At 58.5% G+C, this 26,645-nt stretch carries 20 protein-coding genes and 1 pseudogene; 11 read left to right on the top strand and 10 right to left on the bottom strand.

Annotated elements, in window-relative coordinates; translation table 11 throughout:
• Positions 1–309 precede the first annotated feature (309 nt).
• Both C8029_RS09835 and C8029_RS09830 read left to right on the top strand, forming a co-directional pair.
• Complete coding sequence (locus C8029_RS09835; protein WP_009573302.1) at positions 310–2,409, top strand: ATP-dependent nuclease; 2,100 nt, start codon at positions 310–312, stop codon at positions 2,407–2,409.
• A complete protein-coding gene (locus tag C8029_RS09830) occupies positions 2,406–4,148 on the top strand; it encodes a UvrD-helicase domain-containing protein (RefSeq protein ID WP_152002831.1) in 1,743 nt (580 codons plus the stop codon). Before C8029_RS09835 ends, C8029_RS09830 begins: the two co-directional genes overlap by 4 nt.
• Positions 4,149–4,508: 360 nt before the next feature.
• On the opposite strand, the gene C8029_RS09825 is transcribed toward C8029_RS09830, so the two are convergent.
• The 4 genes from C8029_RS09825 to C8029_RS09810 all read right to left on the bottom strand — a co-directional run bounded on the left by C8029_RS09825 (position 4,509) and on the right by C8029_RS09810 (position 8,935).
• A complete protein-coding gene (locus C8029_RS09825) occupies positions 4,509–4,760 on the bottom strand; it encodes a hypothetical protein (protein ID WP_009573304.1) in 252 nt (83 codons plus the stop codon).
• A gap of 1 nt (position 4,761) precedes the next feature.
• Positions 4,762–5,214: a DUF6634 family protein gene (locus C8029_RS09820; protein ID WP_009573305.1), complete on the bottom strand. Its 453-nt coding sequence runs from the start codon at positions 5,212–5,214 to the stop codon at positions 4,762–4,764.
• 84 nt (positions 5,215–5,298) lie between these two features.
• On the bottom strand, positions 5,299–6,348 hold the full coding sequence (locus C8029_RS09815) for an AAA family ATPase (protein WP_009573306.1): 1,050 nt from the start codon (positions 6,346–6,348) through the stop codon (positions 5,299–5,301).
• Between the two features lie 319 nt (positions 6,349–6,667).
• Complete coding sequence (locus tag C8029_RS09810) at positions 6,668–8,935, bottom strand: adenosylcobalamin-dependent ribonucleoside-diphosphate reductase (RefSeq protein WP_152002830.1); 2,268 nt, start codon at positions 8,933–8,935, stop codon at positions 6,668–6,670.
• A 148-nt stretch (positions 8,936–9,083) separates the two neighbouring features.
• Between C8029_RS09810 and C8029_RS09805 the strand changes: the two genes are divergently transcribed.
• Entirely contained in the window at positions 9,084–9,503 is a 420-nt protein-coding gene (locus tag C8029_RS09805; RefSeq protein ID WP_040402835.1) for a DUF1489 family protein, read from the top strand.
• Between the two features lie 25 nt (positions 9,504–9,528).
• On the opposite strand, the gene hisG is transcribed toward C8029_RS09805, so the two are convergent.
• The 3 genes from hisG to hisS are packed head-to-tail and all read right to left on the bottom strand — an operon-like array spanning position 9,529 to position 12,823.
• The gene (gene hisG, locus C8029_RS09800; RefSeq protein WP_009573309.1) at positions 9,529–10,227 is read right to left on the bottom strand and encodes an ATP phosphoribosyltransferase; all 699 of its coding nucleotides are present in this window, start codon (positions 10,225–10,227) and stop codon (positions 9,529–9,531) included.
• Positions 10,227–11,324, bottom strand: coding sequence for an ATP phosphoribosyltransferase regulatory subunit (locus C8029_RS09795; protein ID WP_009573310.1), 1,098 nt, complete (start codon positions 11,322–11,324; stop codon positions 10,227–10,229). The genes hisG and C8029_RS09795 overlap by 1 nt, the downstream gene beginning before the upstream one ends.
• Positions 11,324–12,823 carry a histidine--tRNA ligase gene (hisS, locus tag C8029_RS09790; protein ID WP_152002829.1) on the bottom strand — a complete coding sequence of 500 codons (1,500 nt, stop codon included), beginning with the start codon at positions 12,821–12,823 and terminating at the stop codon, positions 11,324–11,326. Before hisS ends, C8029_RS09795 begins: the two co-directional genes overlap by 1 nt.
• Positions 12,824–12,981: 158 nt before the next feature.
• On the opposite strand from hisS, the gene C8029_RS09785 reads away from it, so the two are divergent.
• Positions 12,982–13,194, top strand: coding sequence for a SlyX family protein (locus C8029_RS09785; protein ID WP_009573312.1), 213 nt, complete (start codon positions 12,982–12,984; stop codon positions 13,192–13,194).
• A gap of 44 nt (positions 13,195–13,238) precedes the next feature.
• On the opposite strand, the gene C8029_RS09780 is transcribed toward C8029_RS09785, so the two are convergent.
• From C8029_RS09780 to dnaE, 3 genes are read right to left on the bottom strand one after another with little or no spacing between them, the layout of a single operon-like run.
• Entirely contained in the window at positions 13,239–14,372 is a 1,134-nt protein-coding gene (locus C8029_RS09780; RefSeq protein ID WP_009573313.1) for a hypothetical protein, read from the bottom strand.
• Positions 14,372–14,863 carry a single stranded DNA-binding domain-containing protein gene (locus tag C8029_RS23105; protein WP_502707592.1) on the bottom strand — a complete coding sequence of 164 codons (492 nt, stop codon included), beginning with the start codon at positions 14,861–14,863 and terminating at the stop codon, positions 14,372–14,374. The genes C8029_RS09780 and C8029_RS23105 overlap by 1 nt, the downstream gene beginning before the upstream one ends.
• Positions 14,839–17,886, bottom strand: a complete 3,048-nt coding sequence (dnaE, locus tag C8029_RS09775) for a DNA polymerase III subunit alpha (RefSeq protein WP_502707591.1) — start codon at positions 17,884–17,886, stop codon at positions 14,839–14,841. The genes C8029_RS23105 and dnaE overlap by 25 nt, the downstream gene beginning before the upstream one ends.
• Before the next feature lie 240 nt (positions 17,887–18,126).
• Here dnaE and xdhA point away from each other — a divergent pair, with 240 nt between their 5' ends.
• The 7 genes and pseudogenes from xdhA to C8029_RS09740 all read left to right on the top strand — a co-directional run bounded on the left by xdhA (position 18,127) and on the right by C8029_RS09740 (position 26,645).
• Complete coding sequence (gene xdhA, locus C8029_RS09770) at positions 18,127–19,488, top strand: xanthine dehydrogenase small subunit (protein WP_152002828.1); 1,362 nt, start codon at positions 18,127–18,129, stop codon at positions 19,486–19,488.
• Positions 19,488–21,889 (top strand): annotated as a pseudogene (gene xdhB, locus C8029_RS09765) (xanthine dehydrogenase molybdopterin binding subunit). Before xdhA ends, xdhB begins: the two are co-directional and overlap by 1 nt.
• A complete protein-coding gene (gene xdhC, locus C8029_RS09760) occupies positions 21,886–22,809 on the top strand; it encodes a xanthine dehydrogenase accessory protein XdhC (protein ID WP_009573317.1) in 924 nt (307 codons plus the stop codon). Before xdhB ends, xdhC begins: the two are co-directional and overlap by 4 nt.
• Complete coding sequence (locus C8029_RS09755; RefSeq protein ID WP_009573318.1) at positions 22,806–24,320, top strand: ABC transporter ATP-binding protein; 1,515 nt, start codon at positions 22,806–22,808, stop codon at positions 24,318–24,320. Before xdhC ends, C8029_RS09755 begins: the two co-directional genes overlap by 4 nt.
• Positions 24,317–25,402 carry an ABC transporter permease gene (locus C8029_RS09750; RefSeq protein ID WP_009573319.1) on the top strand — a complete coding sequence of 362 codons (1,086 nt, stop codon included), beginning with the start codon at positions 24,317–24,319 and terminating at the stop codon, positions 25,400–25,402. Before C8029_RS09755 ends, C8029_RS09750 begins: the two co-directional genes overlap by 4 nt.
• Complete coding sequence (locus C8029_RS09745) at positions 25,402–25,716, top strand: DUF2834 domain-containing protein (protein WP_009573320.1); 315 nt, start codon at positions 25,402–25,404, stop codon at positions 25,714–25,716. The genes C8029_RS09750 and C8029_RS09745 overlap by 1 nt, the downstream gene beginning before the upstream one ends.
• Complete coding sequence (locus C8029_RS09740; RefSeq protein ID WP_152002827.1) at positions 25,716–26,645, top strand: ABC transporter permease; 930 nt, start codon at positions 25,716–25,718, stop codon at positions 26,643–26,645. The genes C8029_RS09745 and C8029_RS09740 overlap by 1 nt, the downstream gene beginning before the upstream one ends.

The raw sequence follows: 26,645 nt of genomic DNA, 5'->3' as shown, positions 1-26,645 counted from the left end.
GGAGCCACCCACCTCATCCGCTCAGGGCCGTTCGCGTCCATCAACACCAAGGGCGGATTCCAGACCTTCTCTGCACGTGCGAACCGAACCCTGCCAGATCACGGAAGCGGACACGCCGCCAGGATCGCACTGCGGAACCCCGGGTCACCTACAGGGAGGGCGGAAAGCGGCCTGATGTGGTCGTTCAATTGCTCTTGCAGGATATAAAGAATGGAGCCGTTCGCAAACCTCCACAGCTTGTGTGGAGATAGGTAGTGACGCGACATGATTGATCATGCATAAACTTCAATGAACTCAGGCAGATATTTCATGATAACATTGTCCAAAATTCATGTGCGCGGCTTTCGGCTCCTCGAAGACATCGAAATGTCGGTGGAGGTCGGCTCTACTGTCATCGTCGGGCGCAACAATAGCGGCAAGACGTCGTTGACGGAGGTGCTGGATCATTTTCTCGGCGAACAGGCCGGCAAGTTTAGGCTTGAAGACTTCTCCGCTGGCCTGCGATCAGCTTTCATTTCGAGCAAGGTCGACCGCGACACGGGCGTTCTGCCTGCATCAGAGTTGCTCGAAAAGCTTCCCGCCATTTCTCTGGATCTGACGTTTACATATGGCAAGGGAGGTCTCGGTCCCCTGTCGCCGTTCATCATTGACCTTGATCCGGCCTGCACGACAGCGATTGCGCGGATTGAATACTCCGCGACAATCGCCACAATTGGTGCCCTTCTCGATACGCCAGCCGACCCTGCGGTGCCCCTCTTAATCGAACCGGCTCCGGCAGCCGAACCGGTTGTGCCCGTGGATCCCAATACCGCCTTCTTCAGACATCTTCGGACGGCCATACCCGATGCATATACGTTGCGGGTCTCGGCCATAGATCCGACCGATCCGACAAACCGGCGCACCTTCCAGAGTGCCTCTGAACTCACCGCCCTAATACGTGTCGGGATTGTCCGTGCGCAGCGCACACTCGACCCCGGCAAAAAGGGAGACCCGGAAGTTATCGGAAAACTTCTGAGCCAGCTCTTTAGAACGGCGAACTCCGCTGAGGCGGCGCAATCGGATCAGGACGTTGTCGCGCAGCTCAAGAAATCAGTGTCGCACGTTGAGGCCGCAATGCAGAGCGGCTTTGACACCCAGCTTAAAGGCCTGTTGCCTGCGCTCGGTATGTTCGGTTTTCCAAGTCTCAACGACACGGAGCTGAGACCCCATACCACCATCGATATTGAAAGCGTGCTAACAGACAACACGCGGATCCTCTATTCAGGGTTTGACGGCGTTCATCTGCCAGAGGGCTATAACGGCCTTGGCACGCGGAACCTGATCTACATCCTGCTACAGCTTGAAGCGATCCATAAGGTCTATCGCGGCCTACCCACCCGCCCTGCGGTGCATCTTGTATTCATTGAGGAACCGGAGGCGCATCTTCACCCCCAGATGCAGGAGGTGTTCATTGCCAAGCTGAACGAAGCGGTGGGCGCATTATCTGCCAGGTATCCGGGGGACGGTGTCTGGCCCGCACAGTTTATCGTATCGACCCATTCATCACACCTTGCAAACGCAGCCGCGTTCGAAGCCATTCGATATTTCCTGAATGTCAGCACTCCTATCGCGGGGGTCCGACGGACAAAGGTCAAGGACTTCCGGAAGGGCGCTACGAAAATCCCGGAGCCGGATCGGAAGTTTCTTCAGCAATATATGACCCTTACGAAATGCGATCTTTATTTCGCGGACAAGGCCATTCTCGTCGAGGGCGCAACGGAACGGATCCTTATGCCTCGCATCATCCGGATGATTGATAAAGGGATCGATGCCGCCAAGTGTCTCGGTAGCCAGTATATCACCACTATGGAGATCGGTGGTGCCTACGCGCAGAAGTTTTTTCCGCTGTTGGAATACCTTGAGCTTAAGTCCATCATTGTGACGGATCTGGATGCAGTTCGCCTTGAAGGCGGCAGGCATCGGAAGTGCCTCTGCGCTGAGGCGGGGGGCACATCCAACAGCGCGCTCAAGGCATGGTTCGACAAGCCGGACATTCAGGTGACAGAACTTCTGGCAAAGACTCCTGCAGAGAAAACAAGAGGCTTCTACCGGATTGCCTATCAGATTCCCGAAGAGGGCTCCGCCCATTGTGCGCGCAGCTATGAGGACGCACTAATCCTCGCAAACCTGGCCGATTTCGGAATTGCAGCCGATGCGGATACCGCGAGCAAGGCTTGGGAAGTAGCAAAAGGCTTCGGCAAATCCGAGGAAGCGATCCGGTTCGCAGTGAAGGAGGAAGACTGGAATGTGCCGCGATACATCCGTGAGGGGCTGGTTTGGCTGTCTGAGCCTCCGCCACCCCTGCCTCCTATCCCGCCGCTGATTGAACCGCCAGCTACAATCGAGGTCGCAGCGGAGGCCGAAGAATGATCGCGGCTGTTTCCCCAGCGGTTCAGGCCGCGCAAGCCGCACAGGCACGTGTCAGTGAATGCCTTGATGCCGGGCAAAACTTCCGTCTTGAGGCCGGTGCAGGCGCTGGAAAGACCTTCTCGCTCGTAGAAGCATTGAAGAAGATCATCGCCGAGCGGGGACCCACCTTGATCCGCGCGGGCCAAAAATTTGCATGCATCACCTACACGGAGGTGGCCCGCAAAGAGATCGCACAGGATATCGAGGATCATCCTGCCATCCTTGTGAATACCATTCACGGCTTTGCCTGGTCCTTCCTGACCCAGCATCAGAAGGCGCTCCGCGAGCTTGTCATCGGCCTTGAGTCGGAACGGGAGCTTGAGGCAATCGCGGCGGGAGGCGGTGTGAAAGACCAGATTGTCGACTATAATCTCGGCTTCTTTGGCATCGACGATAAACGGATCACGCTGCACCATGACCATGTGCCTAAGTTTTTCGCAAAACTGCTGGCTAAGGAAAAGAGCCGCCGCCTCTTCACTGACCTCTATCCCGTGCTTTTCATCGATGAGTATCAGGATACCGATCCGCACGTGATGTCCGCCATCTCCGAGCACTTCTTTACCGCTGGTGAAGGGCCGATAATCGGCCTGTTTGGCGATCACTGGCAAACCATCTACAGAAATGACTTTGAACTGACGAACTTTCCGGATGTGATTGGAATCGACAAGGGCGCGAATTTCAGATCCGTGCCAGCGGTGGTCAATGTGCTGAACAAACTGAGACCGGGTTTGCCGCAGGCTGTCCGGGATCCGAAGGCACCCGGAGAGGCTCGATTCTTCCATTGCAATGACTTCAAGGGCGCACGGCGCGATGACAGCCCCCATAAACTGGACCTGCCGGCGACGGATCATTCGGCGGTGGTGGAGCGCCTGAAGGAGCACCTCACTGCTGACGGCTGGGACTTCGCGCCGAAGCGGACGAAGGTTCTTATGCTGACCCATAATGCCATTGCCGCGAAGCAGGGCTATCCGCGTCTCGCGAAGGTTTTCAAATACAACGATGCCTTCGCGAAGAAAGAGGATGCTGTAATTGCATTCTTTGCGGACGTCGTAGAACCGCTATGCGAAGCATATGAAGCTAAACGATTCGGAAACATGTTCGCACATCTGGGCAGGGCGCCAACGATACGGTCTCTCGATGACAAAGCCAGCTGGGTGAAGGACTTGGATAAGCTCGTGGAACTGAGGCTTAATGGAACGATTGGCGATGTGATCGATTTTCTCCGAGACTCCGCGCGTCCCCGCCTGACAGACCGCATTATGGAACGCGAAGACGAGATTAAGAAGCTTGGACCAGAGCCAACAGACGGCGAATCTAACACACTAAAGAACCATAGGGCATTGCGGTCCGTCCCCTACGCCGAGCTTATAGAGGTGAACCGATTTGTAAGTGGGCATACGCCATTCGCAACCCAGCATAGCGTGAAAGGAGCGCAGTTCGAGAACGTGCTGGTCGTCTTGAGTGGAGGATGGGCTCACTATAACTGGCATAGGTTTCTGGACCAGCTCCACACAGGTGCCATTGGCCCGAAGGAAGAGGGCGGATTTTACCGCGCACGAAACCTATTCTACGTTGCGATATCTCGACCAGAGACGCGTCTGGCAGTTCTGGCAACACAGACACTGAGCCCTGCTGCGCTATCGGCGGTTTCGCATCTTTTTGAACCTGGTAACGTTAGCGCGATTCCGTTTCCGAACTGAAGAACGCGACGTTTGGGACCGGTCACTTGGTCAGCGGCTGCGCCGTCACGAATTGCCGCGCCAGACTGCCTTCAGCCCAAGATAGTTCACCCGTATCAAACGGCCGCTTTGGGGAATGCTGCCCCGCAGCATAAGGCATCGTGGACCGTCCGCAAAGGGCCGGTCGCGACGTACCGACAGGGCGAATGTAAATTTTAAGCTCCCTGCGCGGTCGGGGACCGGCAGAAAACCATCTTCCCTCAATCCTCTGTCCAAGGCACCGCCGCACACGAGAATCCTCGCGTGCAACAGCGCCCTCCCACACCAAGAGAACGAAGACCCTTCACACGCCAACTGACGGTCGGGCCCTCCAGTGCAGCGTCAATCCTCACTGCCGTCTTCGGCCCCCCGTTTCCGCTCAAAGGACATCCACACAAACTCGCCGGTCTTCTTGTTTCTATAGATCGCAACCTTGTCGCGGCGGAGCTTCCGAAACGGCATGTTCTCATGCTGCAACTCGGCGGGGGAAATCTCCCCCCGCGCCAGCCGCTCCTCGTCTCGTTGCCGAGCCCGCGCTTTCTGCCGTTGCCGCTCCTCGAAATCGAAGTACTTGGGACCATCCTCGTCGCGCATGTCAGCCCTCACCCGTGTCGTTGAACACCATACGTTCTCGCCAGGCCGCCAACAGTTCAGCAAGCAGCGACAAGTCATCCAGCGGCCGATACCCAGGCATGTCGATCTGCACGAAGCCGGAAGGTGCCTCGTCCATCCCGAGGCTCTTGGCGATCTTCGCCTCATAGACAGAGAAGGGTTGAGCCAGCGCATACCACCGGGATGCCGTGCGTGCCCAACCCCGGTTGGCGTCAATCGCGACAAGCTGTGAGGTCGTGATCCAACCGCCCGCAAGCGTCGGATGCCCCGACACCATGCCCCAAAGGATTGGTGCGCCGTGGCGAGATACATGGGGTCGCCAGTAGTTCAGCACAGGTGCCTCGGCGAGGTCAGGTTCGGAAGGGCCACCATCGGTGGCTTTGATGGCGGCACGTATCTTTTTGGCCCAGTGGGGCTGCGCAGGTTTCTTGTTCACGGGGAACTCCCAGATTGAAAAAGGCATGATTGATGGACGACGGTGGTCGGGGAGGTCATAGCCATCCCCTCGCGACAGTTCTTCTCAGTGCAACACAGGGCGGTTCACTGCCTGCTCGACAGCATCCAGCATCCGAACGACCGATCTCAGGCTGACGTTGTGCGGGGTCCGGATGGCGTCGATGACCCCCTTGACCGCATCCACGGCATCCTGGGGAAGATCGCGACGCGCCCCTTCCCGGTCCGCAAAGTCGATCAGATGCTCCTGTGTGAGGGCCGTCAATTCGGTGGGAGGGCAACGGCTCAGAAACGGCTCTGACAGACCGCGGAGGGTGTTGGCTGTGAGCACCCACGTGACCCAGGACATGTCGAAAGCAATGCGGAAATACGGACATGACCAGTGGCGCGCGGTAGACCTTTCGAGGAGCGGCAGCAGACCCTCATCCAGAGAATAGCGCTGACCGCCAGTCGTCTGGACATCCCCGGTCTTCTCGATCTCGTCGATCACGATCACAGGATTGGCAATTTGAGACGCCATGATCCCTTCCAGAACCTTACCCGGGCTCGCCGATCCCCAGCCTCGCTGAGACCCCGTCACAGCAAATGGCGCAGGCTCCCCTGTGGCTTCGATGATTGTCGTTGGAGCGGAGAGCAGATCCCCCAGCAGGCGCGCCCAGTGGCTCTTCCCGATCCCTGGCGGACCAACGAGGAGCATCGGCCTCAGACGGGGCGCAGGATCGCCGTTGCGGACCGAAGCGCGCATGTCCCGCCAAAGACGATCGGTGGCAGGTGCCATCCACGGCATGGCGGTATGAATGGCGCTGGCGATCTCGTCGGCGCGATGCTCGGTCTCGACCGGCATCAGCATTGCACCATTCCGGAAGACCTCGAGCCGCGCACGGTCTCTTCTGTCGAGGTGCGCCAACCCGGATTGGTTCGCGACCTTGCGGAGATATTTTTGCGTCCGGCGCTCTATCTTTGCGCGGTCCTCTTCCGACAAGCCCAACTCATCGGGAGGATTCTCCATGTTCTCCCTGTACCGCCACAGGAAACGTTTCAGGCGCGTATTGATCTCGAATTCAGACTGCAGGTTTTCGGGAGGGAACCTGACATCGGCAAACGGTATTCGGGGCATTGGGTGTCCTCTCTGAGCCGGCGCGCCATTCGATTGGCGGCCAACATTTGGCAGCGCGGGGCTGCCAGGGGTTTCAGTCAGAGGATCCGGATCCTTGAGAACGTTATGAGAACATGGCGCGTCCTAGGTCAACCTGGGCGCCAAGGAGACTGCCCGGAACGCAAGAATGCCGGACCTCTCGGACCGGCATTCTTCAGATCAAGCAATATCAACGACTTAGCTTCGACTGGTCATTTTATACCCAGCAAGAGTCCGTTTTTTTGGCCGGAATGTCCCTCAATTGCCCGCCGAAACACCCACAGTGGGGCCCAAATTCACCTCAGCCGCATTTGGAATAGCCGCAGGAGGCGCAGGTCATGCAGCCTTCGATCATGCGCATGTCGTATTGGCCACAGGACGAACAGGCCTTGCCGCGCGGTTTTTGGCCCAATACGGCGACCTCGGCTTGCGGGTCGGTTTTCAGGCCCATGCCTTCGCCTTCGATGAACCCGGTCTCGACCAGATGCGTTTCGATCACGCCACCAATCGCCGCCAGAATCGAAGGGATGTACTTGCCCTTCATCCACGCACCTCCGCGCGGATCGAATACGGCTTTGAGCTCTTCGACCACGAAAGACACATCGCCGCCGCGCCGGAACACCGCCGAAATCATCCGCGTCAAAGCCACGGTCCAGGCGAAATGTTCCATGTTCTTGGAGTTGATGAAAATCTCAAACGGACGACGATGCCCGCCATGGACGATGTCATTGATGGTGACATAGATCGCGTGCTCAGAATCCGGCCATTTGAGTTTATATGTATTGCCTTCAAGCTGTTGCGGACGGTCGAGCGGCTCGGAGAGATAGACGACTTCGGCGCCTTCATCGGATTCGGGTGTCGCTTCCGAGGTTTCGGACACAGACAAAACCGAGCCCGTCACATCGTTCGGACGATAGGTGGTGCAGCCCTTACAGCCGCTGTCCCACGCCGCCATATAGACCTCTTTGAAATCGTCAAAAGAGATGTCTTCCGGGCAGTTGATGGTTTTGGAGATTGAGCTGTCGACCCATTTCTGCGCCGCCGCCTGCATCCGCACGTGATCCAGCGGTGCGAGCGTTTGGGCGTTGACGAAATACTCCGGCAATTCCGCATCCGCGCCGAATGTGTCGCGGTACATTTTGACGGCGTAATCGACGACCTCTTCTTCGGTGCGCGAGCCATCTTTTTGCAAAACTTTGCGGGTGTAAGCATAGGCGAACACCGGCTCGATCCCCGACGAGACGTTGCCGGCATAGAGCGAAATCGTCCCGGTCGGCGCGATCGAGGTCAGCAACGCATTGCGAATACCGTTCTCACGGATCGCGTCTTTGACGTCCTGATCCATATCTTTCAACGACCCGGAGGCCAGATATTTATCCGCGTCAAACAGCGGGAAAGCCCCCTTTTCCTTAGCCAAGCCAGCCGAAGCCAGATAGGCCGCGCGGGCGATCATTTTGAGCCATTTTTCACAGGTCGCGGCGGCCTCTTCGGAGCCATAGCGCTGACCGATCATCAACAACGCGTCGGCAAGCCCGGTGACGCCAAGGCCAATACGGCGTTTGGCGGCGGCTTCTTGGGCTTGTTGTTCAAGCGGGAAGCGCGAGGCATCAACCACATTGTCCATCATCCGCACGGCAGTGGCGACCAGATCAGACAGCTTTGCCTCATCCATCTCCGCGCCTGGCGCAAACGGGTTTGCGACCAAAGTGGCCAAGTTGATCGAGCCCAAAAGACAGGCACCATAAGGTGGCAAAGGCTGCTCGCCACAGGGGTTGGTCGCCGCAATGGTCTCGACGTAATTCAGGTTGTTGAGTTTGTTGATCCGGTCGATGAAAATCACGCCCGGCTCGGCGTAGTCATAGGTGCCCTTCATGATCTTGTTCCAAAGATCGCGCGCCTCAACCGTGTGATAAACCTTGCCGCCGAATTTCAGATCCCAAGAGCCATCGGCCTTAACCGCTTCCATAAAATCATCGGTGATCAGGACCGAGAGGTTGAACATGCGCAACCGGGCGGCGTCTTGTTTGGCCTCGATGAAATGCTCGATGTCAGGGTGATCGCAGCGCATTGTCGCCATCATCGCGCCGCGACGCGACCCCGCCGACATGATCGTGCGGCACATCGCATCCCACACATCCATGAAGGACAAGGGGCCGGAGGCGTCCGCCGCCACCCCCATCACATCCGCGCCCTTGGGGCGAATGGTGGAGAAATCATAGCCGATGCCGCCGCCTTGCTGCATGGTCAAAGCGGCCTCTTTGAGCATGTCGAAAATGCCGCCCATGCTGTCAGGGATCGTGCCCATGACGAAACAGTTGAACAGGGTCACAGTACGGCCCGTGCCAGCACCTGCCAAAATCCGACCTGCGGGCAGGAATTTGAAATCCTCAAGCGCACCGTAGAACTTTTCTTCCCATGCCGCGCTGTCTTTTTCGACAGAGGCCAGCGAGCGCGCAACGCGACGCCAACTGTCTTCGACGGTTTGATCCACCGCTTTTCCGCCCGCCTCTTTCAGACGATATTTCATATCCCAAATTTGTTCGGCGATGGGGGCGGCAAAACGTGTCATGTGCAAGGGTCCGATTTTGTTCGAGTCAGCGGTTTAGAGAGCGGGATGTATCGTGCTATAGGTCCAAGATCAACGCGCAAGACGTCCAAATGTGGGTTGAATATTTTGTGTGCAGATCTAATTTGAACACCACAGGTGGGGGTAGATGATGTCCGACTACATAAATCTAGTAAAACTTTGCGTGGGTGTCGACAGTTTTGATCAGCTCCAAGCCTATATTGACGCCACCCCCGGCGAGGCGCGCGGCCATGTCACGCGGATGTGGCCGAAACAAGAGGACGCGCTTTTGAATGGCGGGTCGCTTTATTGGGTCATCAAGGGCGTGATTCAGGCCCGTCAGCACGTCACTGGCCTCGAAGAAGTGATCGGCGCGGATGGCGTGCGGCGCTGTCGCATCGTCTTGGCCAAGCCTTTGATCCGCACCCAAAATGCCACCCGACGCCCGTTCCAAGGCTGGCGTTACCTCAAACCCGAAGACGCCCCCGCAGACCTGCCCAAGGGCCGCGAAAGCGAACAAGAATTGCCGCCAGAACTGGCACAAACCTTGGCCGAGATTGGATTGATTTGAAGCGTCTCAGGCGCAGGCCCCCGCCTCAGTCCCCCATCCCCAACATCTCTTTGAGCGCCACCATGGTTGCCCGCGTGTCATCAGACCAGGCGGCTGTGCGGCTTTTGAACAGGGTCGCTTGGGATTTATGCACCGGCTCGCAATTGAGAATTTTGAGGTGATTGGCGCGCAGAGTTTCGCCCGTTGACGTGATGTCAGCGATGGCTTCCGCAGTCAGGTTTTTCACCGTGCCTTCGGTCGCGCCTTGCGAATCAACCAGTTGATAATCGGCCACGCCGTTGGTTTTCAAAAACTCCCGCACGAGGTGGTGGTATTTGGTGGCAATGCGCATGCGAAAGCCATGACGGGCGCGAAAAGCGGCGGCGGCGGCGTCGAGATCGTCGAGCGTATCGACATCAACCCAGGCTTTCGGCACCGCGATGATCAGATCGGCATGACCAAATCCCATCGGTGCGATTTCGATCACCTTGCTGTCCCACGCGGCCAGTTTATCACGCACCAGATCGGAGCCTGTAACGCCCAAATGAATGCGCCCGGCCGCCAATTCACGCGGAATTTCAGAGGCGGACAACAGAACCAATTCCACTCCCTCAATGCCCTCAACCACGCCGGAATACTCGCGTTCAGCGCCCGCCCGCGACAGGGTCACCCCCGCCTGCGCGAACCATTCAAAAGTCTTTTCCATCAACCGGCCCTTGGAGGGCACGCCCAGTTTGACAACCATCACGCGTCTCCTTTCAGAGCCAACATCAAGCCGGGGCGCATCACCCCACCCACGGCCGGAATAGAGCGCCCCTGCCCCAAAACGGCGGTGAGCGCATCATAGCGCCCGCCGGTGGCCACGGGCGGCAAATCCGGGCGGCCTTCGGCGTAAAAGCCAAAGACAAACCCATCGTAATATTCCATCGAGGTGCGGCCATAGGAGGCCTCGAATTCGAGATGTTCGACATCGACACCACGCGCCGCCATCGCATCGGCGCGACGGCTCAACCGGATCACGGCCTCAGAGATCGCGGGCATATCCACCACGATGTCGCGCAACGCAGAAAGCACATTAGGCACGGTTTCTTTCAACGAAAGAATGTCGTCGAGCAGCTCAATTTCGGTCTCGGAAATTGACGGCTCATTGGCGTCTTCTTTCAACGCCAGAATACGCGCGTCAATCTCGGATTGGGTGCGCAAGCCGATAAAGGGCGCCTCAGCCTCCGCCAGATTGGCGGTCACACGTTCGAGGTTTTGCTGACGCAAATCTGTACCGCCCTCGGAAAACCGGGTCATCAGCGCGCGAAACCGGCGGGGCCGCCAGATGTGGCGCAACAGGGCCGCGCGTCGGCGTTCGGTGGTCTTAAGACCCCGCACGGCGGCCACCAGAATGCCAATGTCGCCTGTAGCAGCACGCAGATCATAGCCCGCAAGCGCATCGGAAAAAGCGGCAAAGACTTCGGCATCGGCATCGGCGGGATTGGCGCCGTCAAAGACCTCATAGCCGACCTGAATATACTCATTGGCGCGCTCGGGCATCACCTCTTGTTTGCGAAACACTTCGCCCGCATAGGTGTAACGCGCCGGTTCGGCGCCGTCCGACATATGGGCCTGCACCACGGGCACGGTAAAATCCGGGCGCAGCATCATTTCGCCGCGATCCGGGTCCGAGGTCATGTAAGCGCGGGCGCGGATATCTTCGCCGTAGAGGTCCAAAAGCACCTCTGCAGGCAGCAGAACATCCATCTCGACCGGATGCGCGCCCTTGGCCTCAAACCCCGATTTCAGGCGTGCGGCCTCGGCGCGCACGGCGGCTTTTGGAATGTCTGTACGGGGCATCAGGAATAGCCTTCAATGATTTCGCGCACCTTGGCGACCATCTCGCCACGGGGCACTTCGAATTGGTTCGGGCGATCTTTCCATTCCTCAAGCGAGGCGTTTTCCGCCAGTTTGGTGCCAAGGATCAGGTCCTTGATCTGCACCACGCCTTTGGCCTCTTCATCGCCACCTTGAATGATCGCCACCGGGCTCATCCGTTTGTCGGCGTATTTGAGTTGGTTGCCAAAATTCTTGGGATTGCCAAGGTAGACCTCGGCGCGAATGCCCGCTTGGCGCAATTCCGTGACCATCGCCATGTAATCATTCATCCGGTCGCGATCCATCACCGTGACCACAACCGGGCCTTGCGCGGTTGCACCCATCCGGCCCTTGGCGGTCAGTGCGGCCAAAAGCCGATCGACGCCGATGGACATGCCCGTGGCCGGGACCTCTTGGCCGGTAAAGCGTTTGACCAGATCGTCATAGCGACCGCCGCCCGCAACCGAACCAAAATCGCGCACCCGGCCTTTTTCATCTTCGATTTTAAAGGTCAGTTCGGCCTCATAAACCGGGCCAGTGTAATAGCCCAAGCCCCGCACAACCGCCGGATCAATCACGATACGATCCGCGCCGTAGCCCTGCCCGGCCAGAAGATTGGCGATCTGCCGCAGTTCATCAACGCCATCAATGCCGGTTTGTGCCCCTTCGACCAACGCGCCAAGACGCGCAATCGTCGCATCGTTGTCCGCTTGGCGACCGTTGACGAAGCCCAAGATCAGCTCGACCTGTGCACTCGTAAGACCTGCACCTTTGGTGAAATCGCCGCTTTCGTCTTTGCGGCCTTCGGTCAAAAGCGCCATAACGCCCTCGTCACCAAATTTGTCGTGCTTATCAATCGTACGCAACACGATGCCGCGCACATCAGAGAATTCCTCGGTGTCGGGCAGCCCTGCCGCCTCCAACACGCCGTCCAAAACCTTGCGGTTGTTGACGCGGATGATGTAATCGCCGCGGGGAATACCAACGGCCTCAAGCGTGTCCGACAGCATGGCGCAAATCTCGGCATCCGCGGCCACGGACGGCGCGCCCACCGTGTCCGCATCGCATTGATAAAACTGACGGAACCGCCCCGGACCGGGCTTTTCATTGCGCCACACCGGCCCCATCGCATAGCGGCGATAAGGCGATGGTAACTCATTGCGGTATTGCGCGGCCACGCGGGCCAAAGGCGCGGTCATGTCATAGCGCAGCGCCAGCCAATCGCCGGGCTTTTCCGCCTCGGGTTCCTCTTGCCAGGCAAAGACCCCCACATTCGGGCGATCCACATCGGGCAGGAATTTGCCAAGCGCCTCCACCGTCTCCACAGCCGAGGTTTCGAGCGCCTCAAAGCCGTAGAGATGATAGACCGCCGCAATCTGATCGAGCATGGCTTTGCGTTCGGTCACCTCGGTGCCAAAATAATCGCGAAAGCCTTTGGGCGTGATCGCCTTGGGGCGTGGGGTTTTCTTGGGCTTGGCCATGGCCTGTCCTTTACGTCTGTCACGGGATGCGGCATAGCCCACGGGGGCCAAAGGGGCAAGCCGGGGACCGCATCCGACGGGTGAAAACCGGGACAAACCGCCGTATCATTGGAACGCAGGTCAGATTACGTAATGATGACGTCACAGGGAGAGCCAGAATGAGCACTGAAAATCGCACCCTCGCGCTTGAGGAACAGGTCGCGCATCTGAGCAAAACGGTGGATGAACTGTCCGATATTGTCGCCCGGCAAGAACGTGAGATCGAAGTGATCGGCCGGCGTCTTGGGATGTTGATGCAGGCGGAGGCGGTGCGTCAGTCCGATGGCGAGGGCACCGTGGCCTTGGCCGATCAACGCCCACCACATTGGTAAAAATCATATTTCCCGAAGGAAAATGGAGCTGAATCTGACGCGCTTCAACGGATTTCTTCGGACATGACATCGCCATTGTGGAGCAACAGTTCCAGCCACCCTTTCGGCGCACCAAAGGTCGGATAGACCGACACAAAGGCCAGTTGTTTTTCCAAAAGCCCGACCTTATTCGCCGGGCAGCGTTGTTTGCGCTTCACGCCACAGGTTGCGGATTTGATCGCCTCATAGCTTTTGTCGGCCTTGGTCCATTCGCGGTCATTGCTCTCGGAATAGCGCAATACCTCATGTAGGTCGGCCGCCCCAAACATCACCAAAGCCGCCGTCACCTGACGCGGACAGCCATCGGCAAAGCCGGTGATAAACTGTGTCCTTGGCCCGGTGTTGGCCGGGTCGGTATCAAAAAGCCGCCAAACGGTCGCGCCCTCACGCGGGAACTGATCGACCTCGCGCCCCATGTTGCGTTTGTTGGCGCCGCACGCGATGCCAACCTCACCAAAGGGCAGGATCTCGCCGGGCTGTACCGTAGCCTTCGGTGAGTCATGGCTGGCTTTGGGCTTCAAAAATCCAAACAGCGGCTTGTTCGGCGCTGCAGAGACTGTGGGCGCTTGGATCTCAGGGGGGGCGCCAAGGGACTCGGGGGTCTCATCTGGCGCGCGAAGCACGGCGGGAACGCCATGCGTCTCTGGCCGCGCCACAAAGGATTCCGGTTCAGCGGGCGCAGCGGGGTGTTTCGGTTTCAAGAACGCAAAGAACCCGCCTGTTTTCGCCTCTTTGGTCACAGCAGATTTGGTCTCAGCCTCCTGCGTCTCTTCCGGCACCTCCAAAACCGCCGCCCCATCGACCGTCTCAGGCATCGCAATCAACGTCGCGCTCTGCTCGGGGGATGTGCCCGTCACCACCTCAATCTCGGTGCCGCTCAAAGGCGAGGCCTCGGGTGATGCAGGCTTCAAAAAGGCGAAAAGTCCCTTTGGCTGACCCGGCTTTTCACCAGTCTCGACGGTGTCCTCGGTTTCGGCGGCCTCTGCGGCGGCGGCAAAGGCACGGGACAATTGCGCCTGAGAGAGGCCAGCGGCGGGGACGTCCGTGTTCGAAATCGGCGGGTCTGTCGGGCTCTGAAGCTGACAGCCAGACAAGGCCACGCTGGCCGCCAGCACATAAACCGAAAGCCTCGCCGCCATCACAGATCCTCCACCATCACAACCCCGTCGAGCGATTTGATCGCTCCTTTGATTTCGGGCGTTATAACAAAGGACTGTGGAATGTCGATGTCCACTTCGTTGGGATAATCCGGCGCCATGATGCAAAAGGCCACAGCCCCGCGCGCCGGTTGCTTGGCTTCGCGGGTGGTGCGGGTCAACAGATCGCCGACCTGCGCAATCGCCACCACATCGTCACAGAAAATCCGCAAGCCCGCGCCCCCCGCATCGGCCACGACGGCTTCCATCGGACCGACCGAGCGAATGGTCGGGTCGAATTGGCCATCGTTGAACCGCCCTTCCAGCGTGACAACGACCTTATCCGTGGTTTCAAACACCTGTCTTGAGCTGTCGAAATCGTCTTTGCGCGGGAACATGGCGATGCCGGACAATTGCCCGGTGCTGTCGGAGATATTCATGCGGAAATAGCGCGTGCCTTTGCCCGATTTCATCTCGCGAAAGCCCGACACCATGACACCGACCTTGACGATGGCGGAGCTTCGGCCTCGGCCTTGGCTTGGGCATCAGCGATAGTGCCGATTTTCTTGCGTCTCAAAGCGCTGGCGTAGTCGTCCAACGGGTGACCGGAGAGGAAAAACCCGATGGCCTTTTGCTCTTCCATCAGTCGCTCAGAGGCCACCCAGTCGCTGACCGGGGACAGCCGCGGTTCGGGCAGGTCGTCACCCGCCTCGCCAAACAGCGACACCTGGTTCGAGGCCTTTTGGTCATGGATCGCAGCGGAATATTGCACCAAAGGATCGAGGCTCTCGAACACCCGGCGACGATTCGGGTCCAAAAGATCAAATGCGCCCGCCCGCGCCAGCATTTCCAACGGCCGCTTGCCAACCCGTTTCAAATCGACCCGGCGGGCAAAATCAAACAGGGTGACGAACGGCTTGCCCGCCTCCCGCGCCCGCACAATCAATTGCATCGCCTCGCCACCAACGTTTTTGAGCGCGCCCAGCGCGTAGACCAGTTTTTGATCGACCACATCGAACGTCGCCAAAGAGCGGTTCACGCAGGGCGGAATGATCTCGATCTCAAGGCCGCGGCGGACCTCTTCGGCATAGATCGCCAATTTGTCGGTGAGGTGAATATCGCAATTCATGACGCCGGCCATGAATTCAACAGGGTGGTTCGCCTTCAACCAGCCGGTTTGATAGGACACTACCGCATAGGCCGCCGCGTGGGATTTGTTGAAGCCGTAGTTGGCGAATTTTTCCAACAGGTCGAAGACTTCAGAGGCTTTTTTCTTATCGACGCCGTTTTGCGCCGCCCCCGCCTCGAATTTCGGGCGCTCGGCGTCCATCGCCTCTTTGATCTTTTTCCCCATGGCACGGCGCAACAAATCCGCACCGCCAAGCGAATAGCCCGCCATGACCTGAGCGATCTGCATCACCTGTTCCTGGTAGACGATGATGCCTTGGGTCTCGGCCAGAATGTGATCAATCGTCGGATGCACCGATTCCAATTTCTTGCGCCCGTGTTTCACGTCGCAGTAGGTCGGAATGTTTTCCATCGGACCGGGACGATAGAGCGCCACAAGCGCCACGATGTCCTCGATACAGGTCGGTTTCATCTGGCGCAGCGCGGTCATCATGCCCGAGCTCTCCACCTGAAACACCGCGACCGTTTTGGCGTCTGAATAGAGCTTATAGGTTTTGTCATCATCCAGCGGGATGAGGTTGATCTCATTTTCCGCGCCCTCGGGCGGCTCATAGAGCGTGGTGCCGTCGGCCGCGATGTGCAAAGGCCGACCCGATTTGAAAATCAGGTTCATCGCCGATTGGATCACGGTCAGGGTTTTGAGACCCAAAAAGTCAAATTTCACCAAACCAGCCTGTTCGACCCATTTCATATTGAACTGGGTCGCGGGCATGTCGGAGCGCGGATCTTGGTAAAGCGGCACCAATTCGTCAATTGGACGGTCGCCAATCACCACACCGGCCGCGTGGGTGGAGGCGTTGCGCAACAGGCCCTCGACCTGTTGGCCATAGGTCAAAAGCCGGTCGACGACCTCTTCGTTTTTGGCCTCTTCGCGCAGGCGCGGCTCGTCGATCAGCGCTTGGTGAATGGAGACGGGTTTGACTCCCTCCACCGGGATCAGTTTTGACAGGCGGTCCACCTGACCATAGGGCATTTGCAACACCCGACCGATGTCGCGCACGGCAGCTTTGGACAAAAGCGCACCAAAGGTGATGATCTGACCGACCTTGTCGCGACCGTATTTTTGCTGAACGTAGCGGATCACCTCTTCGCGGCGATCCATGCAAAAGTCGATGTCAAAGTCAGGCATCGACACACGTTCGGGATTCAAGAACCGTTCGAACAGCAAGGAATAGCGCAGCGGATCAAGATCGGTCACGGTCAGCACATAGGCGACGAGCGAGCCCGCCCCGGAGCCGCGACCCGGCCCCACCGGGATGCCTTGTTCTTTGCCCCATTTGATAAAATCCGCCACGATCAGAAAGTAGCCGGGAAAGCCCATCTGCTCGATGATGCCAAGCTCGAATTTCAGTCGCGCATCATATTCCTCGCGCGGGGCAGCGGGTTCGATCACCGCCAAACGGGCCTCAAGCCCCTCCCACGCCTGTTTGCGCAGCTCCTCGACCTCGTCATCGGCGAATTTCGGCAAAATCGGATCACGCTTATAGGCCTTGAACGCGCATCGTTTGGCGATTTCCACCGTATTTTCAATCGCTTCCGGCAGGTCGGCAAAGAGTGCGGCCATTTCCGCAGGGGATTTGAAATAATGCTGATCGGTCAGCCGCCGACGCGGCTCGGACTGGTCAACATAGGCCCCTTCCGCGATACAAATCAGCGCATCATGGGCCTCATACATCTCCGCTTTCGGGAAATAGACATCATTGGTCGCCACCAGGGGCAGACCCAAATCGTAGGCCCATTCCACGAAAGACCGCTCGGTTGCCCGCTCGGCCTCGGTGTGCTGACCATCTTCGCCCGGATGGCGTTGCAGCTCGACGTAAAGCCGGTTTGGATAAATCTCTTTGAAGCGCTGCAACAGCGCGCGGGCCTGTGGTTGGTGATGCTCGGTGATCATCCGCCCAATCGGGCCCAGTGCGCCGCCGGTGAGACAAATCACCCCCTCAGAATAGCGTTCCAACTCCTCCACCGTAACCTGCGGCAGGGCACCGTGTTTGTCGATGTAAAGGCAGGAATTGAGCTTCATCAGATGCTCATAGCCCTGCTCATTTTGCGCCAGCAACACGACCGGCGCCGGGGGTTTGGCTTTTTCGCCCGGCTCGCCTTCGGCAAAGGCCACATCCACCTGACAGCCAATGATCGGCTGAACCCCGGCACCTTTGGCGTATTCGGAAAACTCCAGCGCGCAAAACAGATTGTTGGTGTCGGTGACAGCCACCGCAGGCATGCCCATATCGGAGACCATGCCGCTTAATTTCTTAAGCCGCATTGCGCCTTCGAGAAGCGAATATTCGGTATGGACCCGAAGATGGATGAAGGAGGGACTGCTCATTTGTGGCATAAGCTAACGCATGGCGACAACCGCCGCCAAGTGCAAAACGCCTCTTGTCCACAGCTCATTCCACGGCCCCAAAGCGCTCAGTTTTTCACCAAACGTTCAAACTCTATGCAGGAGCAGCGTCGGAATCCCTTGCAAATTGCCGCTCATCCCGGTTTCCTTGGCCGGAAGGGCACGCGTTTTCCACCGCATCGGACGCGTCTGTCATAAAGAGAAAGCGGTAGGTCTGACACGATGGAGATCACTTTTCGGCTCAACGGCGAGATTGTTCGCACCCGCGAACCTGCAACCCGCACCTTACTGGATTACCTGCGCGAAGGGCGTGGCCTATGTGGCACCAAAGAGGGCTGCAACGAAGGCGATTGTGGGGCCTGCACCGTGATGGTCGAGGATGAAAGTGGCAAAAAGCCGCTGAACGCCTGTATCCTGTTCCTGCCGCAGCTTCACGGAAAATCCGTCACCACGGTCGAAGGCCTGTCCAAAGGCGACACGTTGCACCCGGTGCAAAGCGCGATGATCGAAGAACACGGCAGCCAATGCGGCTTTTGCACCCCCGGCTTTATCATGTCGATGGCCACGGCGCATGCGCGCGGCGAGACCAGCCACGAAGACATTCTTGCGGGCAATCTGTGTCGCTGTACCGGCTATGCGCCGATCCTGCGCGCCGCTCAAAAGGCCGAATCCGCACCTGTGCCCGAAGGGTTTGAGCATATCCCCTTTGCCGCGCCTGCCGTGGTACAGCGCCCGGAAACGGTGGACGAATTGGCCGCGCTCTACGCCCTGCGCCCCACTGCGTCCTTGATTGCCGGGGCCACCGATGTCGGGCTTTGGGTGACCAAACAGATGCGCGATTTGGACGAGGTGATTTTCCTGAACGGCGTCAGTGATCTCAAGGGCATCACCGAGACGGACGAGGCGCTTGAGATCAAAGCCATGACCCCCATCGCCGATTTGATCGCCCTGTTTAAACCCTATGCGCCCTCGCTGTCGGAGATGTTCCGCCGCTTTGCCTCGACCCAAGTCCGCGCCGCCGCCACTTTGGGCGGCAATATCGCCAACGGATCACCGATTGGCGACAGCCCGCCACCGCTGATTGCGGCAGGCGCATCCGTGACCCTGCGCAAAGGCGAGGATCAGCGCACAATTCCGCTCGAAGCCTTCTTTATCGCCTATGGCAAGCAGGACCGTCAGCCCTCTGAATTTGTCGAAAGCATCACCGTGCCCAAAGCTGGACTGGCCAATCTTGTCGTTTACAAGCTCTCGAAACGCTTCGACCAAGACATTTCCGCCGTCTGCGGCGCATTCAATATCGCGGTTGAGGACGGGATCGTTCGCAGCGCAGTGATCGCCTTTGGCGGCATGGCAGGCACCCCCGCGCGGGCCAGAACCGTTGAAGCGGCTTTGATCGGTCAGCCCTGGAATGAGGCCACGATTGCCGCCGCGCTGCCCGTCTTTGCCGAGGATTACACCCCGATGAGCGACATGCGCGCCTCTGCCGGTTATCGCCTGACAGCAGCGCAAAACATGCTGCGCCGGCTTTATGCCGAACGCTCCGGCCTCGCCACCTCGGTCCTCTCGATCAAGGAGGGCGTGTAATGTCTGTTGGGTCTTCCCATCCCCATGACGCCGCCCGCCTGCATGTCACGGGTCAGGCCCGCTATATTGATGACATCCCGCTGCCCGCAGGCACGCTGCATCTGGCCTTTGGACTTTCCTCAGTGGCCCACGGGGACATCACGGCGATGGACCTGTCGCGCGTGCGCGCCGCCCCCGGTGTGGTCCGCGTTTATACAGCGGAAGATTTTGGCGATCATATCCCCGATTGTTCGCCCTCTCTGGGGGATGAACCTCTGCTCACCGCCACCACTGTCCAATATATTGGCCAGCCGGTGTTCTTGGTGGTCGCGACCTCACATCATGCCGCGCGCAAAGCCGCCACGCTGGGCAAGATCATCTATGATGAGAAACCCGCGCTGTTTGGCTATGACGAGGCTCTGGCGGCGGAGAGCCGGTTTGAAGATGGCCCACGCATTTACAGCTGTGGTGACGCAGCCGAGGCGATCAAATCCGCCGCTCATGTGATCGAAGGCACGCTGCACATGGGCGGCCAAGAGCATTTCTACCTCGAAAGCCAGGCCGCCGCCGCCCTGCCACAAGAGGGCGGGGATATGGTGGTCTATGCCTCAACCCAACACCCGTCCGAAATCCAACACAAGGTCGCCCATGCGCTGCATGTCCCGATGCACGCGGTGCGGGTTGAAACCCGGCGGATGGGCGGCGGGTTTGGCGGCAAGGAATCACAGGGTAACTGGCTTGCCATCGCCTGCGCCATCGCCGCGCGCGACACGGGCAAGCCCTGTAAAATGCGCTATGACCGCGATGACGACATGATCATCACTGGCAAACGCCACGATTTCCGCATCTCCTATACCTGCGGATTTGATGAACACGGTCGCATAGAGGGCATCGAGTTTGTCCAGGTCACGCGGGCCGGATGGTCGATGGACCTGACCCTGCCCGTGGCTGATCGCGCCATGTTGCACGCGGACAACGCCTATTTCCTGCCCAACGCGCGGATTGAAAGCCATCGGTTGAAAACCAATTCGCAATCCAACACTGCCTATCGCGGCTTTGGCGGCCCGCAGGGCGTGTTGGGGATTGAGCGTGTGGTGGATCATATCGCGCACACGTTGGGCCGTGATCCGACCGAGGTGCGGCGGCTGAATTATTATGACGAAATGGTGGTTCCGACGGCGGGCGAAGGTCTGCCGGAAGATCATGTACTCTCGCTGGATGGCGATCCTTTGTCGCGTGGCGGTGCGGAGACGGACACCGGACATGGCGCCCATGCTGGCGGGCAACTCACGCCGCGCGGAAAGCTCACACCCTATGGTCAGGAGGTCGAGGATTTCATCCTTCATGCCATGACTGAACGGCTTTTGAAGGACGCCGATTATGCCGCGCGCAAAAAGGCGGTGGCGAAATGGAACGCCGAAAACCCGATCGTCAAAAAGGGCCTTGGGATTTCGCCGGTGAAATTCGGCATCTCCTTCACCCTCACCCACCTCAATCAGGCGGGCGCTTGGTGCATGTCTATAATGACGGTTCGATCCATATGAACCACGGTGGCACGGAAATGGGTCAGGGCCTGTTTCTCAAAGTCGCGCAGGTCGCCGCTCAGGTCTTTGGCGTCTCGGTCGAGACCGTCAAAATCACCGCCACAGACACCGGCAAAGTCCCCAACACCTCCGCCACCGCCGCCTCGTCTGGCACCGATTTGAACGGCATGGCGGTCAAGAACGCCTGTGACGCGATCCGCACGCGGATTGAGGTGTTTATCCTTGAACGGTTTGGCGAAAGCGAGGTCACATGGGCCGAGGGACGTGTGCGCTTTGGCCCTCATGACATGGCATTCTCGGAGATCGTCAGCCTCGCCTATATGAACCGTGTCAGCCTGTCCTCGACCGGATTTTACAAAACGCCAAAGATCGAATGGGACCGGATTGCGGGCAAGGGGCGACCGTTTTTCTACTTTGCCCATGGCATTGCGATCACAGAAGTGGCGCTCGACACGCTCACCGGCGAAAACCGCATTTTGCGCGCTGATATTTTGCATGACGCGGGCGCATCGCTCAATCCCGCAATTGACAAAGGTCAGATCGAGGGCGGCTATGTACAGGGTGCAGGATGGTTGACCACCGAGGAATTGTGGTGGGATGCCAAGGGGTTGCTGAAAACCCACGCGCCCTCCACCTATAAAATCCCCGCCTGCTCTGACGCGCCCGACGTGTTCAACGTCGCCCTTTGGGAGGGGCGCAACCGAGAAGATACGATTTATCGCTCCAAAGCGGTGGGTGAGCCGCCGTTTATGTTGGGCATTTCGGCGTTCTTGGCGCTCTCGGATGCCTGCGCCGCCTGTGGGCCGAACTATCCGGCACTCAACGCCCCCGCCACCCCCGAAGAGTTGCTCAACGCCATCGCGCGAGCCCGCGGATGAGTTTTGATCGCGACGCTTTGGCCCAAGCCATCGCCCAACATGGGCGGGTGGCGCGGGTGGTTGTGGCCGAGGTCCAAGGCTCTGCCCCGCGCGAGGTTGGCGCGGCAATGTTGGTTTGGGCCACGCCGGAGGGGTTTGGCCAATCGGGCACGATTGGCGGTGGAACATTGGAATTTGAGGCCGCGAAAGCCGCGTTTTGCGCACCGCGCCTGAACCGTCTGCCACTTGGCCCCGCAATGGGGCAATGTTGCGGTGGGGCGGTGACGCTTTTGACCGAAGTCTTTGACACCGTTGAGGATATTCCACAGGACATTTATGCGCGTGGTCCCGGCGAGATGCCGTTTGCGGTCAAGAAGGTCCTCGGCTTGGCGCGCGCACAAGGGGTTTTGAAACCCGCGCGTCATGGCGACTGGATGATCGAACCGGTCCGACGCGCCACCCGCCCGCTTTGGGTCTGGGGTGCCGGGCATGTCGGTCGTGCCATCGTCAACACCCTCGCCCCCCTGCCCGATTTTGCCATCACATGGGTCGACACCGGGGCTGATCGGTTCCCTGACCATATCCCCGAAACCGTCGATCCCCTGATCGCGGCTCATCCCGAAAACGTGGTGCATCACGCGGCTGCACATGCCGAACATCTGATTTTGACCTACTCCCACGCGCTGGATCTGGAGCTGTGTCATCGGCTTTTGAACCATGGCTTTGGCTTTGTCGGGTTGATCGGCTCACGCACGAAATGGGCGCGATTTCGCGGACGGCTGCACGATTTAGGGCATTTAGATGGCCAAATTGACCGCATTTTCTGTCCAATTGGGCAACCGTCCTTAGGGAAACATCCACAAGCCATTGCGATTGGGGTGGCCGCAAGCCTAATCTCATCCACAGAGATCGCAGACTCTTACGGGGAACAGACAGGGTGACAGAGCTATTGAAACTCTCGGGGCTGACGCGCCAATATCCCGGCGTGCGCGCCAATGATGACGTGTCCTTTTCCATCGGAGCCGGTCAGGTTCACGCGCTTTTGGGCGAAAACGGTGCAGGCAAATCCACGCTGGTGAAAATGATTTACGGGCTGGAAAAACCGGATGCGGGATCAATGCAACTGCGCGGCACGCCCTATGCACCCAACAATCCACAAGCGGCGCGGGCCTCAGGCGTGGCGATGGTGTTTCAACATTTCTCGCTGTTCGAGGCGCTTAATGTGGCCGAAAACGTCGCGCTTGGGATGGAAAACCCGCCGAAAATGCACGCTTTGGCACAGTCCATTCGCGAGGTGTCCGACGCCTACGGCTTGCCGCTCGACCCGGACCGGATTGTTGGCGATTTGTCGGCAGGCGAACGGCAACGGGTTGAGATCATCCGCTGTCTTTTGCAAGACCCCAAACTGTTGATCATGGATGAACCGACATCGGTTTTGACCCCGCAAGAGGTTGAAATCCTGTTCAAAACCCTGCGCAAATTGCAATCTGAAGGCACCTCGATCCTCTATATCTCCCACAAGCTCGAAGAAATTCGGGCGCTCTGTGATGGGGCAACAATCCTGCGTCTGGGCAAGGTGGTGGGAGAATGTGACCCCAAGGTCACGACCGCACGAGACATGGCCGAGATGATGGTGGGGCAGATATTGCATGTACCATCGCGCGAGGGCGGGGAAACGGGTGACGTGTTGCTGGATGTTCAAGGGCTCGATTTTGCTCCGGCCAACCCGTTTGGCACCCGGTTGAAAAACGTGTCTCTGAGCCTGCGCGCAGGTGAGGTGCTTGGCATCGGCGGCGTGGCAGGAAACGGCCAGGACGAGCTTTTGTCGGTGCTCTCGGGCGAGGCGAAAACCAGCAAAGGTGCGATCTCCTATTGCGGTCAAGACATCAGTGGCCTTGGCCCAAATGCCCGGCGTAAAATCGGCCTTTTGGCTGCGCCAGAAGAGCGCCTCGGCCATGCCGCAGCACCCAATATGAGCCTGACGGAAAACGCGGTTTTGACCGGAAATATCCGCAAGAAACTAAGCAAAAACAATTTTGTAAACTGGAAGAAAACCGAAGCGTTTGCCCGCGACATCATCGCGAAATTCGATGTGCGCACCCCCGGCCCCGACTCGGCTGCGCGCTCATTGTCGGGGGGTAATTTGCAGAAATTCGTCATCGGCCGCGAAGTGCTCCAAGACCCGACCGTGTTGGTAGTGAACCAACCGACATGGGGCGTGGATGCGTCCGCGGCGGCGGCGATCCGGCAATCGCTTTTGGACCTCGCGGCCAAGGGCGCGGGGGTGATCGTGATCTCACAGGACCTCGATGAATTGATGGAAATTTCGGACCATTTCGCCGCCCTCAACGAAGGCAAATTGACCGCGCCCCGTGTTGCCAAAGGCCTGACCGTCGATGAGATCGGGATGATGATGGGTGGGGCACATGATTTGGAAGAGGTCGCACCATGATCAAATTCGTCAAACGCCCCGAGCCCTCGAAAGCCTGGACCATCGCGACGCCGATTTTGGCGGTGATCCTGACCATGATCTTGGGCGGGGTTTTGTTTGCGTTGATGGGCAAAGACCCGTTTGCCGCCATTCGCACCATTTTTTGGGACCCGCTGTTCAACGACCAATTCGCCGCCTATTCGCGACCGCAACTTTTGGTCAAAGCCGCCCCGCTGATCCTGATCGCGATCGGGTTGAGCCTTGGGTTCAAGGCCGGGATTTGGAACATCGGCGCCGAGGGGCAATATATCATGGGCGCGCTTGCGGGCGCGGCTGTGGGATTGGCGTTTTACCCGACGGACGCATGGTGGATTTTCCCTCTGATGGTGATCGCGGGGGGAATTGGCGGTTTCTTATGGGCGATGATCCCGGCGATTTTGAAGACCCGGTTCAACACCAACGAAATCCTTGTGTCCTTGATGTTGGTCTACATCGCCGAACAGCTTTTGGCCTCGGCGGCGCTGAGTTGGCTGCGCAACCCGGAGGGCAACGGCTTTCCCGGATCGCGCAACCTGAGCCAGATCCCGGCAATGTCGAACCCGGAATTGATCGCGGGCACGGGCACGCATTGGGGCGTCGTCGCAGCCTTTGCCGCCGTGGTTGCGGCCTATGTGTTGATCAACAAACATATGTTGGGATTTCAAATTCGCCTGACCGGCGAAAGCCCACGCGCGGCGCGGTTTGCAGGCGTCAAAGACAAACTTTTGGTGTTGTTTTGCCTCGGCACGGCAGGCGTGCTGTCGGGCTTGGCCGGGTTGTTTGAGGTCACCGGCCCCGCCGGGCAAATCTCCATCGACTTTGGCGCAGGCTACGGCTTCACTGCCATCATCGTCGCCTTCCTGGGGCGCTTGCACCCGGTTGGCATCCTCTTGGCGGGGCTGTTATTGGCGCTGACCTTCATCGGCGGCGAATTGGCGCAATTCATGTTGGGCCTGCCCTCTGCCTCGATCCAAGTGTTCCAAGGCATGTTGCTGATGACACTTTTGGGGATGGATATTTTCGTCAACTACCGCTTGATGGTCGTCAAAAAGGAGGCTCTGTGATGCCCTCTTCTCGTGTCTGGTTTTTACTTGCGGCCTTAGGGACCCTGATCCCGTGGATCTTTTTCGGAAGCTGGTTTGCAACCAACGGCTTTGCCCCGATCTCTTTCTTGCTAGACCTATTCGCCAATGGGGCCGCAGGCGGTTTTTCAGCCGACGTGCTGATCTCCATAGCTGTTTTCTGGATTTGGTCCTATTTCGATGCACGTCGTGAAGGCGTGGCACGATGGTGGCTGGTCTTGCCTGCGGGCTCCACTGTTGGGCTTTCATTGGCCCTACCGCTCTATCTTGGTTTGCGTGAAAAGGAGGCCATGTGATGGATTTCGGCTCAATCAATCCCGTCGTCCTATTGGCCTCTCTCATGGTCGCCTCAACTCCGATCCTATTGGCGGCTTTGGGCGAAATGGTGGTGGAAAAATCCGGGGTGTTGAACCTTGGGGTCGAGGGCATGATGATCACCGGCGCGGTCTGTGGATTTATTGTGGCGGTCGAGAGCGGATCACCAACTTTGGGCTTTATCGCCGCAGCTATTGGCGGCATGGCCCTTTCCATGGTGTTTGCGCTTTTGACCCAGGTGTTTTTGACCACACAGGTGCCCGCTGGGCTTGCGCTGACCTTGATGGGCGTGGGCTTGGCCTCGCTTCTAGGACAGAATTATCAAGGCCTTAAACCGCCTCCGGTGACCGACCTGAACATTCCCGGCCTGGATCACATCCCGGTCATTGGCCCGATCCTGTTTCAACATGACATGATAGTTTATGTGAGCCTCTTGTCGATTGCCGGCGTCTGGGCGTTTTTGAAATATAGCCGGGCTGGGCTGATCCTGCGCGCGGTGGGCGAAAACCATTCGGCGGCCCATGCGCTTGGCTATCCGGTGCGGATGGTGCGGATCGTCGCGATTGGATTTGGTGGCGCAATGGCCGGGCTTGGCGGCGCGTACATCAGCCTTATCCGGGTGCCGCAATGGACCGATGGGATCACCGCGGGCTATGGCTGGATCGCTTTGGCGATTGTGGTGTTTGCCAGTTGGAAAGCCTGGCGGATTTTAATCGGCGCTTATCTTTTTGGTGGGATCACGGTGTTGCAATTGAACCTGCAAGCCGCGGGGGCGAAGGTTCCGGTGGAGCTTTTGTCGATGTCACCCTTTCTTGCGACGATTGTGGTTCTTGTTGTTATTTCCGCGCGCAGGCATGGTGCGAGCAACGCGCCCGCCATGTTGGGCCGGATTTTTCACGCCTCGCACTGA

The sequence above is a fragment of the Roseobacter sp. TSBP12 genome (genome assembly GCF_009129705.1).
GTDB lineage: Bacteria > Pseudomonadota > Alphaproteobacteria > Rhodobacterales > Rhodobacteraceae > Celeribacter > Celeribacter baekdonensis_A.
Note: the sequence above shows the minus strand (reverse complement) of the source record. Positions and strands in the feature narration are given on the sequence as shown.